The following is a 12,284-nucleotide window of genomic DNA, read 5'->3' as shown; positions in this document are numbered from 1 at the left end:
AGAAAAACAAAGATCAGGAAAAGAGGGGACGGAATTCGTCATGCGCACCATTCCCATGCAATATTACGGTTACGGCTCCGCCCGCATCACCATGCCGGGGACCGTCGCCCGTGGTGCTCGCCGCGAATGGCTCGTGAGCCCCTCGCTGATGCTCCTGCTGCTCTCCCTGACCTGCTTTGCCGTGCACAAGCTCCTCTTCAACGAGCCCCTCTCCCTGACCCGTTCCCGAACCATCATCGTCATCCCGCGCACAGAGCCCTTGCCCGAACCCACGGTGGAAAAAAAGATCAGCTTCATCAAGGTGGTGAAAGACGCGGCAAAAAAACGTGCCGAGCCAAGAAAAAAGGAGCTCAAACGCATCCTGGAGCCCCCTGTGGCCCTCCCCAAGGAGCCGCCCCCACCCGCAAAGGCAAAACCCCGCCTGCTGGTACCGCCACCCAAGATGCCCCTGGCCCCTCCCCCCAAAGCCCTTGCCATCCCTGCACCTGCACCCCGGCCCCTGACCGAGGCGCGGCCCCCGGCTCGGATGAAACCGGCCCCTGATCTCCCGGCCCCCCGCACCCCGTCACCACGGTCAATGCAACCGGTGACCAAAGAATTGAAGCGAAAAGCAGCCCCTGTACTCTCCACTGCGCAGCCGCAGCCCCTGCCCCTCTCTGCCCGGGCCCCCCGGCAGCCCCTTCGGGACCCCGCGCCGCAACGTCCCCACAAAGCCGTTCCAGAGCCCAAGGCAGCCCTGTCCCCGGTCATCACGAAACCGGCTCACGAGGCCCCTGCAGCGGTCCCGGAGGCGCTCCCTCAAAAGCGGTTCACGCCCTTGGCCCTCTCAGATGCACCTGCCGCAATGCCCATGGGCCGATCCAAAACGCCGTCCCCCTCCCCGGCCCTTGGGGGAACCCCCAGGCGCTCCGGCCCTGCGCCCGTCCTGAGCCAGCTGTCCGCCCCGTCGGCACACAGCGCAGCCCCGTCGGCGTCCATGGAGGCCCCGGGGCCACGCCAGGGTACAGCCCTCAAGGGGCTTTCTCCTGCGCCGACACAGGGCCCGGCAGCCTTGCCCCTGGCGTCCGTAGGTACCACGCCGACCCAGGAAGAGTCGCGCCCCCGGCGCCCGTCCCTGACCGCGCTTCCGGAAAGCCTGCCCACGGGACCGGTCCCGACGCCCTCCGCAGTCGAAGCGCCGGATATCCACGCCCTGGTCACCATCCGGGGGAGCACCCTTGATCACTCGCTGCGTGTCACGAGCCTCAAGGAAGAAATTTACAGAAAAGCCCGCCACATGAGTCCGGAGAAGAGCCCGTACACCTTCCGCATAAGGGGGTACACCTGCACGGTGGTCATCCGAAACGGAGCCCCACCCACGGCCCTTCTCAGCTTTGAACCCAACGACGCCACGTTTGAGGTGGTGTCCGCCCTTGAGCGGTCGCTGCCACGGAGGACGATGTAACCCATGATGTCTGAATGCCGCACCACACCGCCGCCCCGTCCGGGGCTATGCCATGCACGGACAGTCGCCTTTCTGTGGGCGCTTGCCTGCGCCCTGCTGATCTTTCCGCCGTCCCTTGCCGCCGTCTCCATCATGACAGAGAGCCAGATGGGCATGGAGATGGAAGAGGAGCCGCCCCCCGCGACCAGCCCCAAGATTTCGGTCTCCAACGACAACGGGCAGATGCTCTGGATCGCGTCGGTGGGTCGCCTTTACATGAAAGACGACCTGTCCCCCAAGGAACGAACGTCTCTTCTGGAGACCCTGGAGAGCCACCTGGGGATCCAGGCAGACGGCCACCTGGACATCGCCGTCGCGCGCCAGGCGTCAGCCCGGCTGAACCGGTACAGCGGCCTCAGGGAGAAGCCCTTCTCCAACATTTACTTCGACGACAAGCTCAACCTCACCGGATACAACGCCATCTACCTTGAGACCTGCGTGCTGAACCGGGCCGATGAAGGCCCCCGCTTCATCCGGTACTTTGAGAACGGATACCACCCGAACAGAGCCCTGTTTGTCAAAGAGGAGCCCTACTACAAATCCCTCTACTATTACCTCTACCTCACCCAGGAAGACCTGGTCCGGGCCATAAACGGTGCCGTGGCATACCTATCCAAGGACCCGAACGGCGCCCCTCCCTTCACCCAGGAACAGATCAGGGGCCTTGAGACCACGGTGAAGGTGTGCACGGAACTCGACAACCTCCGTAGAAGGGGCCTTGCCGCCAAGGAGTCTCCCTGGGAGCGCATCTTCACCCCGGAGGAGAGCGCCTGGCTCGACGCCACCCTGGCCTACTTCACCAACATCGAGACCCACATCGCCCTGAGCAGCTACGACTGGTTCAAGCGCACCCTGCCCCTGTCCATCAGCAGCCGCGTCATTGCCCACAGCCTTCGCCAGACCTGGACCGAGCAGGCGGTCTCCCACCGCACGGTCCTGCCCCTCATGCTCTTTATCAACAAGGGAACCAAACAGTTCAGCGTGCAAAAACTCTTCAACGAGACCCTGTCCATGCTGAAAATGGACAACCGCGAGGTGGACCTGGTGGTGCTCTCGGCCATGAAGAGCTGGCTCCTCAAGCAGATCGAGCAGGGCATCAAGGTGGAGGATCGCACCACCTACAAGAAAATCCTCGACGAACTCAATGTCTGCCCCACCGGCTGGATCTTCTACAATCTCTACGCCTGCCGTGAGCCCCTGGCGGCCATGAAGGGCTACGTGGCCGGATGGGAGGAGCTCAGCAGCCGGGAGCGCCGGGCCCTCTTCGACACACAGGTCCAGCCCCTCTACTATGAAGCCAAGTCCAGAATCGATATTGTGTTCAACGATCTGGTCAAGATTTTCGGAGGAGAAGAGATCTACGGCGGGGAGTACAAAGCCACCAGCATCAATCACACCTTCCACCGGTACCGGGGCGAGATCGACTACACCTTTGAGTTTCTCCAGGCAGAAGTCTACGGTGACGCCCTCTCCGATGCCAGGCTGCCCCTGGCCAACGCCTCCAGGAGTTGCCTCCACGACTTCACCGCCGCCTTTGTCAAGGCGCCGGAGCTGCGGGTCAACCACGTCAACCTCCTGAACGCCTACACCCTGCTTTTCCGGGAACTGGCCGCCCAGGGCAAGGTAAGCCTCATCACCCTCCACGAGCGGGAGATGGAGGAGCTGATCCGCTCCGAACGGTACAGGCTTGGCTCGGCCCTGGCACACAGGGAAGACAACCGCTACGACATCTACCGCATCATCGCCGACACCTACCTGGCCACCCCCCGGCTCCGCACCCGGGCCCTGAAGGTGGCGGCCCAGAGCTTTGACCTGGCCCGCACCTATTACATTGAAGCGGCAAGGCGGGAAGGCTTTATCTCCGGCACCCTGCCCGGGGCCCTCTCCGCCGACGCCACGGAGGTGGACGATTACGAGCGGCAATACGAGTACTATCAATCCATCGCAAAACAACTCGGCAAAAAGATCCTGCTTCTCCTGCCCCCGGAGGACGTGGACCTTTACAACCGGATGCAGGATTCAAGGAATCCGGAAGGGTATCTGTTATGATGACAAAGGGACGACCACGCCTTGCGGCGACGATCCTCCTGGTGCTGCTGTGGAGCTGCCCTGCGGGCGCTGATTTCATGGAAGAGTTCAAGACCCGTGGCCGCAGCATCAGCCTGCTCCACGCCGTGCCCCGGCACCCCCTCCCGGCCAATACAGGCATCACGGCCCTGAGCCGGAAGGACATGGACCTGGTGAACACCCTGGCCGCCACCCCCGAAGAGGGTCCCTTTCTCCCGGTGGACGACATCGAAACCATGGTCAAGCGCATCGACGGCCTCACCGAGGAGTTTGAAGCCTCCAAGGACGGAGAGCGGCTTCAGCGACTCCGCTTCGACATTGCCTACGAGTATTTTCTCCTCTACCTCCACTACCAGAAGATCAAATACGGTTTCAGCGACACCAAACGGCTCCCGGACCAGAGCATCCCCGTCACCGACACCGAGCTGCGTCAGTACCTGATGCTGAGCCGCCACTACCTCTCCCCCTTCCTCGAAAAAAAGGAGTCCGACAAGGCCATGACGTCCCACCGGGTGGCGGACGACGTCACCTTCAGGGTCCGGGGAAATCCCGACTCTTACCTGAACGTCCACTTCCTGGCCATGATGATTGAAGAGGAACGCATGGCAGGCGGCTGGATCGGGTCGGACTCACCGGAGCCCATCAACCTGACCTGCGATGCCAAGACCTGGCACTGGCTGGAAACCCTCTGGAAGCGCTACCACCGAAAAAGCAGGGAGCGGGTGTATGTCCCGTCGGCGGAACAGCTCTTCTCGTTGTACGAGCTCTACCTGCGATACCACTTCCTGGGTCGAAGCCTTCGGTACGACCAGAAGCTCGACCCCCTTACCCATACCCGCACCCGTACCCTGCTGAGCCGACTCTGCGAACTGGGCAAGACCGCAGGTATCCACGGGGGAACCCCGTACGAGCGGTACGTGGAAGAGGCCAGCAAAGACTCGGGCAACACCCGGTTTCTGGTGAGTCTCTACCTGGCCAGGCGGGGATTTGCCGTGCTGCGCAACGGCACATTGCCCGCCTCCAAGGCAGAGCTTTTCACCCTTTACCAGCAGTACTACGACCGGGCAGCCCAGCAGGTCCGGTACAACATCACCTTCCGCAAAACCATCTACAACGAGCTGATCCTCCTGGGGGTGGAGACGGGCAACCTCCGGCTCATGGAGGACATCCTCTACCAGTACGGCCTCATGGGCATGCGGATCCCCGGGCCCGATGACGGGGACCGGTTCATCGGAGACTCCGCACGGTTCACCATGGCCTACCTTGTTGCCAATATCCTGGAGAAGAAAAGGCTCTCCGGCCTCACGGACAACTCGGCCCGGTATGCCGACATGGAGGGCACCCTGGTGGAGTCCCTCACCTCATCGGCAAACTCCTACTGGCGCTATGCCTCGGTGTTTCACCGGTGCCTGGCGGAGTATTACGCCGGTGCCCATGAAGACCGGAGCGAAGCACGGGCCATCTACCACTCCCGAAAGGCCTTTTTGACCCTGTGCAAAAAGCTCTCCCTCAACGGGCAGGGAGGCAACGTCGAGGCCTTCCGGGGCATGCCGGAATCCCAGCAGTTCCTGAAGCTCTTCCTCTACTACCAGAAAAAATACCCCACGAGCCCCGATGCCTCGACCCCCCGGGAGTATCGTGCCGATCGCATCATTGAGACGACATTACAGCAGAACAGGAGTTAGCATGACACGACGAACCCTTGATCACCCCAATCACCCCGCCACGCCCCGTCGAGCCCGCACCGGTCGACACCCCATCTCTCGCCTCATGGGATGCCTGTGCCTTGCATGCGCCCTGCTGACCACCGGACTCCACGTCCCTGCCGTGCGAGCCGCGGAGTCTTCCACCATGGAAGAGCTCAAGGCCAACTACCTCACCAGCATCTATGACGACTGCCGGATCTTCCTTGAGGGGATCGAGCTGTTTATCAACCGCGACTACCCCAGGTTCTGGTCCGACATCAGCACCGGCAAACCCGTCTCCAAATCCATGATCCAGCGTTACATCCGGGAGCTTGAGTATTTTGAGGGTCAGCTCGACGCCCTGTACGAAGAGTTCATCAGCTATGCGGACACCACGGCCAACAAGTCCAACCACGGCCAGACCCGGGTCCGGGACCTGGAGGCCAAGATTTACCAGATCCTCGCCTACGCCTACATGCGCACCGGGGATTTTGCCATGAGCCACGCCCTGACCACCAACGAGGACATCATCACCAGGGAGTTCACCATCCCCCTCATGGACATCGAAGGGAAAAAACAGCCCTTTGCCCTCACCCAGGAACTCAAGCGCCTGCAACAGCTCATCAGCGCCAACCTGGAGGTGGTGGAGATCCGCATGACCTACTTTTTCCCCTCGGACCTCGACAGCATCAACGCCTACCTCAAGGTGGACGAGTACGACGGCGGCAACCCCTTCAACCTCACCTTCCTGAGCTACTACGACAACGCCTTCCTTGAACTGGGAGACGGGGAAAGCGGCGTCATCCACTTCAGCGAGATCATCCGGTTCTTCAACCGGATAAAGTACAACGACGCCTTCAGCCAGGGCATCGACAACACCAGCGGCCGGGAACAAGTCTACAGGCTTCCCATCATCAAGGGGCAATACGGCATGGCGTTGAAAGACGACGCCATCCTGGGCTATGCGTCCCCGGACAACACCACCCTGGGCCTGGAGCGCCTCTGCCGGTATACAGGCTTTACCCGCACCGATTTCAGGACCCTGAAGCTCGAAGAGAAAGAAAACATCACGGACAGCACCACCGAAGAAAAAGAGCTCTACATCTCCCGGGTGGAAAGCCCCAAGGCGGTGGATGCCGAGGAGAGCGACGCCATGACCTATTACGGCAATGTCCCGGCCAACGGGGAGCTGAGGCCGGGGAGCCCCATACGCTACGGCACCTACCGGCTCTTCGAGGGAGGAGAATACCTGGGCCTCATCGAGCTGGTCCCCTGCTACAAGGGCCAGCACTGCGCCAAGCAGAACCCGGACAAGGCGGTCACCGAGGTGAAGGTCTACAACCACGAGCTCAGCTTTTACGAAGACACCCTCGATTACATCCGCATGAATACGCGCATGTACGGCACCTCCCGAAACATCACCCGCGACGACGCCTCGGAGATTCACATCGGCAGGGGCTGCGCCTCGGGTAAGCGATAAAAAACACAGATTCGCCTGAAACCAAAACGGGTCCCGGGGCATCTTGCCCCGGGACCCGTTTGCGTTGTATCCCCGATCACTTTTTCTTTGCAGCGCACCCGCGCCGATGTCTATCCGTTCCCGTTTCCATTGGCCTTTTTCCGGTTCATCCAGGCCGGTTTTTTCCGTTCTTTCAATTTGGGAGGCATGGCCACGGTGCGGACCCTCTTGTTCCCCACCAGGGCCTTGAGGTCGTCGATAATCTGAGGAGAGACCGTCACCCCGGCGTAGTCGGGAAGCTCGATGGTGGTCACGGAGTGGCCGCGAAGCAGCAGGTGGACGGTCACCGTGCTGGGGCCGGGGTAGCGCTTGAGCACGGCGTCAATGCGGGGGATCAGCTCCATCTGGATCTCCCCTGCGTCCAGGTGCAGGGCAATGCCCCCGGTCCAGAGCCCGATTACCTGGTCCATGCGCACCAGGCGCTCGGCCGCGATGGTGACGTTATTCTCCTTCACCTGGGCCACGCCCTCCACCATGACAATGGAGTCGGCGTGCAAAAACTCCCGGACATCGGTAAAGGTGGAGGGAAAGACCACCACCTCGATATCGCTGTAGAGGTCCTCAATGGTGATGAAGGCCATCTGGTCCCCTTTTTTGGTACGGATCACCTTGACCATGGTGATCATGCCCCCAAAACGGACCGCAGAGCCCTCCACCGCGTTCTCCTTGTTGAGGCCGGTGAGGGTGGCGTAGCTCTTCATCACCTCTTCGTACTGGTGCAGGGGGTGGCCGGAGATATAAAAGCCCAGCACCTCCTTTTCCAGGGTGAGGCGATGGCGCTCTTCCCACTCCGGCATGTCGGGCAGCACCGGCACGTTGATGCGTGCCCCGCCCTGGGAGGGGTCGCCAAAGAGGCTGAGCTGGGGATCTTTTTTCTCTTTCTGCACCCGGGCGCCGTGGTCCAGGGCGTCTTCCATGGCCGCGGTGAGCTGGCTTCGGGTGGCACCTGTGGAGTCCAGGGCACCGCTCTTGATCAGCGCTTCCAGGACCCGCTTGTTCACCTTGCGAAGATCCACCCTCTCACAAAACTCAAAAATGGTGGAAAACTGACCATTTGCCTCACGTTCTTCAAGAATTACCTCAATGGGGCCTTCCCCCACGCCTTTCACCGCGGTGAGGCCGAAACGGATCTTTCCGTCCAGAACGGAGAAGACGCCCTGGCTCTCGTTGATGTCCGGGGGCAGCACCTCAATGTGGTTGTTCTTGCATTCGGCAATGAACTTGACGATACCCTCGGCGTTACCAATTTCACTGGTCAGAAGGCCGGCCATGAACTCCACGGGAAAGTGGGTCTTGAGCCAGGCCGTCTGGTAGCACACCAGGGCGTAGGCAGCACTGTGGGATTTATTGAATCCGTAGCCGCCGAACTTTTCCATGAGGTCGAAGAGCTCACCGGCCGTCTCCTCCGGGTGGCCGTTTTCAAGGGCCCCCTTCATAAACAGGGTGCGGTGCTCTGCCATGGCAGCGGCAATTTTCTTGCCCATGGCCTTTCGAAGGCCGTCTGCGTCGGCCATGGTGTAGTTGGCAATGACACCGGCGATCTTCATGACCTGTTCCTGGTAGAGGATAACCCCGTAGGTCTCCTCCAGGATGCCGTCAAGGCCGGGGAGCAGGTACTCCACCGGTTCGCGACCGTGCTTACGGTTGACGTAGGCATCCACCATACCGGAGTCCAGGGGCCCAGGGCGGTACAGGGCCACCAGGGCGGTGATGTCACTGAATTTTTCAGGTTTGAGCCGCACCAGAAGGTCCTTCATGCCCGAGCTTTCAAGCTGGAACACGCCGGTGGTGTTGCCGCTGGAGAGCAGGTCAAAGGTGGCCTTGTCCGCAAAATCGATATTGATCATGTCGGGGCGCTCAATGCCCTGCTTTTCGATCATGCCCAGGCAGTCGTCGATGACCGTGAGGTTTCGAAGGCCCAGGAAGTCGAACTTGACGAGGCCAATCTGCTCCACCCGCTTCATGTCGAACTGGGTGATGGTTTCGTCGTTTCTTCCCTTGAACAGCGGCAGGTACTCCACCAGGGGCTTGTCCGAAACCACAACGCCGGCTGCGTGGGTGGAGGCGTGGCGGGTGAGGCCTTCCAGGACCTTGCAGACGTTCATCAGCTCGGTGTAATCGGGCCTGGAGTCCACAAGCTCCTTGAGCTCGGGCTCCTCAATGAGGGCCTTGTCCAGGGTGATACCCAGGGTTTCGGGAACCAGCTTGGCGATGCGGTCCACCTCGCCCAGGGGAATATTGAGGGCTCGGCCCACATCCCGGATCACCGCCTTGCTCTTGAGGGTCCCGAAGGTGATGATCTGGGCCACGTAATCGCCGCCCCCGTAACGGCCAACCACGTAGTTGAACACCTTCTCCCGGCCACGGATACAGAAGTCCACGTCGATATCCGGCATGCTGATTCGGGAAGGGTTGAGGAATCGCTCGAAGATCAACCCGTGCTCAATGGGGTCCAGGTCGGTGATGTTCATGGCATAGGCCACGATACTGCCCGCGGCCGAGCCCCTGCCCGGTCCCACGGGAATCCCGTTGTCCTTTCCGTACTGGATAAAGTCGGCCACGATGAGGAAATACCCCGGAAAACCCATGGTGATGATGGTATCCACCTCGTACTTGAGGCGCTCCTCATACACCGCCACATCCGTGTCCGGGTTTCGCTCCAGAATGGCCTTCATGCGCCGGTCAAAACCGTCCCGGGCCGTTTTCCGGAACAGGTCGTCCGTGGAGAGGTCGTTGGTGGCGTCGAACTGGGGGAAATGGTAGGTGTTGAAATCAAACTCGATGTTGCAGCGGTCCGCAATGGCCACGGTGTTGGCAAGCACCTCCGGGGTGTCGCCGAAGGCCCGGGCCATCTCGGCGGGGGACTTGAAGTGGAGCTGGTCCGTGCCGAACTTGAACCGCCTGGGGTCGTCCATGGTGGTGCCGGTCTGGATGCACAGGAGAATTTCGTGGGCCTTGTGGTCCTCGTAGTTGAGGTAGTGGCAGTCGTTGGTAGCCACCATGGGAATCCCCAGGCGTTTGCCCATGTCGAAGAGGACCTCGTTGACCTGGTACTGCTCGGTGAGGCCGTTTTCCTGGACTTCCAGGAAAAAATTCTGCTCCCCGAAAAGCTTCTGGTAATGAAGGGCCAGGTCGTCGGCCTCCTGGAGCTTTCCCTTCATGATCAGCTTGGGGATCTCCCCTGCCAGGCAGGCGGACAGGGCGATGACGCCCTCGCTGTGCTGGGCCAGCACCTCCCGGTCGATACGGGGCTTGTAGTAGAATCCCTGCAACTGGGCAATGGAGGCCAGCTTGCAGAGGTTGGTGTACCCGGCGTTGTTCTCGGCCAGGAGCACCAGGTGAAACAGGCCGGTGCCGTCTTCGGCCCCCTCCTTGCGCTTCAACCCCCGGGGCGCCATGTATGCCTCAAACCCGATGATCGGTTTCACCCCGGCTTTGTTGGCCTTGTCGTAAAACTCCACGGCGGAAAACATGCTGCCGTGGTCGGTGACGGCAACGGAGCTCATGCCGAACTCCTTGGTGCGGTCGAGCAGTGGGTCCAGTCGGATGGCACCGTCCAGAAGGCTGTACTGGGAATGTACGTGCAGATGAACAAAATCCGGGATATCGGTAGATTGGGTCATGATCTCTATAATCGGGGTGTATGGAGGTTGTAGGAAGTGCTCACGTTTTGCCGGAGGCCAGGCCGCCAGATGGGAAGGCTACGGCAGGGTCAGGAATATCGCCATTAGGACCCCGTTGCAACCCTTTTTATCCGCGGCTCTCTCCGGGAACAGAAAAGGCCCCCTCCCTGGACGGGAGGGGGCCTTGAATCGGCTGGCGGCCCATGGAAAAATGGGCCGCCCGAAACCGGAAAACACCTTACTCGAGGCGGTAGTTGGGCGCCTCTTCGGTGATGATGACGTCGTGGGCGTGGCTCTCACGGAGCCCTGCGTTGGAGATGCGAACAAAGCGTGCCATCTCGCGGAGCTCTTCGATGGTGCGGGAGCCTACGTAGCCCATGCCAGCCTTGAGGCCGCCGATGAGCTGGAAGAGGTTGTCCACCAGGGAGCCCTTGTAGGGCACGCGGCCGACAATCCCTTCGGGAACGAGTTTTTCGTTCTCTTCGTCCTCACCCAGGTAGTAGCGGTCCTTGCTGCCGGACTGCATGGCTTCGAGGGAGCCCATGCCGCGGTAGACCTTGTAGCTTCGACCCTGGTAAATAATGGTGTCCCCGGGACTCTCTTCGGTACCGGCCAGAACACCGCCGAGCATAACGCTGTGGGCGCCTGCGCCGATGGCCTTGGCAATGTCGCCGGAGAACTTGATGCCGCCGTCTGCGATGAGGGGCACGCCGGTACGGTCGGAGACAGCCTTGCAGTTGGAGATGGCGGTGAGCTGGGGAACCCCGCAACCGGAGACGATACGGGTGGTGCAGATGGAGCCGGGACCGATCCCCACCTTGATGGCGTCAACCCCTGCGTCCACCAGGGCCTGGGCCCCTTTGGCGGTGGCCACGTTGCCTGCGATGATCTCCACGGAGTCAAAGGTGGCTTTGAGCTTGATGATGGCGTCGATGACGTTTTTGGAGTGTCCGTGGGAGGTGTCGATGCAGAGAACGTCGGCACCGGCCTTGAGCAGGGCCTCGGCGCGCTCCATCATGTCCTCGCCCACACCGATGGCAGCACCCACGCGGAGACGGCCGATGCTGTCCTTGCATGCGTTGGGGTACTTCTTGACCTTTTCGATGTCTTTGGTGGTGATGATGCCGGAGAGCTTGCCTTCGGGGTTGACGACGAGGAGTTTTTCGATGCGGTGCTTGTGCAGGAGGGCTTTGGAGTCTTCCAGGGTGGTGCCTTCGGGGACGGTGATCAGGTTCTCGGCGGTCATGACCTCGGAGACCTTGCGCTCGAGGTTGGTCTCGAACCGAAGGTCACGGTTGGTGACGATGCCCACCAGCTGCTCACCCTCGGTGACGGGAACCCCTGAGATGCGGTAGTGCCGCATGAGCTTGTTCACTTCGTAGATGGTGGCATCGGGCCGGACGGTCACTGGGTCGATGATCATGCCGCTTTCGGACTTCTTGACCCGGTTGACTTCGATGACCTGCCGCTCAATGGGCATGTTGCGGTGAATGATGCCGATACCGCCTGCACGTGCCATGCTGATGGCAGCACGGGATTCGGTGACGGTGTCCATGGCTGCGCTGAGCAGGGGAATATTCAGGGTGATATTCCGGGTCAGTCGCGTAGAGCAGTCGCAATTGTTGGGAAGAACGTCGGAGTAGTTGGGGATCAAAAGGACATCATCAAAGGAAAAAGCTTGTTCCGGCGGAATGGTTTTCATGGAAGTTACCTCCAAAAAGCGGATGTGTAAAATAAAGACCGAAGCCCACAGGGGAAAAAAACACGAACCCACCCCGGAAGGGCAAAGACGGGCAGCCGAACCCGGCCGTTACCACGGCGCGCTTATCCCCTTGGAATAAAGTCACATCACCGCAGTGCGAACCCGTGGTTCCGGCACCGAAATTCGGTTTACCTCGCCTTCATCA

General features: G+C 60.8%; 6 protein-coding genes. 4 read left to right on the top strand and 2 right to left on the bottom strand.

Annotation, left to right across the window (positions count from 1 at the left end):
- Nucleotides 1-40 precede the first annotated feature (40 nt).
- The 4 genes from ACOYW0_RS23695 to ACOYW0_RS23680 are packed head-to-tail and all read left to right on the top strand — an operon-like array spanning nt 41 to nt 6,715.
- Nucleotides 41-1,444, top strand: coding sequence for a hypothetical protein (locus ACOYW0_RS23695; protein ID WP_482416198.1), 1,404 nt, complete (start codon nt 41-43; stop codon nt 1,442-1,444).
- Nucleotides 1,445-1,447: 3 nt separating this feature from the next.
- Nucleotides 1,448-3,532 (top strand): hypothetical protein, encoded by a 2,085-nt coding sequence (locus ACOYW0_RS23690; RefSeq protein WP_482416197.1) that lies wholly within the window; start codon nt 1,448-1,450, stop codon nt 3,530-3,532.
- On the top strand, nt 3,529-5,235 hold the full coding sequence (locus ACOYW0_RS23685; protein WP_482416196.1) for a hypothetical protein: 1,707 nt from the start codon (nt 3,529-3,531) through the stop codon (nt 5,233-5,235). Before ACOYW0_RS23690 ends, ACOYW0_RS23685 begins: the two co-directional genes overlap by 4 nt.
- Before the next feature lies 1 nt (nt 5,236).
- Nucleotides 5,237-6,715, top strand: a complete 1,479-nt coding sequence (locus ACOYW0_RS23680) for a hypothetical protein (protein WP_482416195.1) — start codon at nt 5,237-5,239, stop codon at nt 6,713-6,715.
- Between the two features lie 110 nt (nt 6,716-6,825).
- Here the strand turns inward: ACOYW0_RS23680 and dnaE are convergent, their stop codons facing one another.
- Complete coding sequence (dnaE, locus tag ACOYW0_RS23675) at nt 6,826-10,377, bottom strand: DNA polymerase III subunit alpha (RefSeq protein ID WP_482416194.1); 3,552 nt, start codon at nt 10,375-10,377, stop codon at nt 6,826-6,828.
- A 238-nt stretch (nt 10,378-10,615) separates the two neighbouring features.
- On the bottom strand, nt 10,616-12,079 hold the full coding sequence (guaB, locus tag ACOYW0_RS23670; RefSeq protein ID WP_482416193.1) for an IMP dehydrogenase: 1,464 nt from the start codon (nt 12,077-12,079) through the stop codon (nt 10,616-10,618).
- Nucleotides 12,080-12,284 lie beyond the last annotated feature (205 nt).

The organism is Desulfoluna sp. HI9BLuna, assembly GCF_056829775.1.
Note: the sequence above shows the minus strand (reverse complement) of the source record. Positions and strands in the feature narration are given on the sequence as shown.

Excerpts from the sequence above, each read along its gene's own strand:
- ACOYW0_RS23695 (WP_482416198.1), top strand. The coding sequence starts at position 41 with ATGCGCACCATTCCCATGCAATATTACGGTTACGGCTCCGCCCGCATC.
- ACOYW0_RS23690 (WP_482416197.1), top strand. The coding sequence starts at position 1,448 with ATGATGTCTGAATGCCGCACCACACCGCCGCCCCGTCCGGGGCTATGC.
- ACOYW0_RS23685 (WP_482416196.1), top strand. The coding sequence starts at position 3,529 with ATGATGACAAAGGGACGACCACGCCTTGCGGCGACGATCCTCCTGGTG.
- ACOYW0_RS23680 (WP_482416195.1), top strand. The coding sequence starts at position 5,237 with ATGACACGACGAACCCTTGATCACCCCAATCACCCCGCCACGCCCCGT.
- dnaE (WP_482416194.1), bottom strand. The coding sequence starts at position 10,377 with ATGACCCAATCTACCGATATCCCGGATTTTGTTCATCTGCACGTACAT.
- guaB (WP_482416193.1), bottom strand. The coding sequence starts at position 12,079 with ATGAAAACCATTCCGCCGGAACAAGCTTTTTCCTTTGATGATGTCCTT.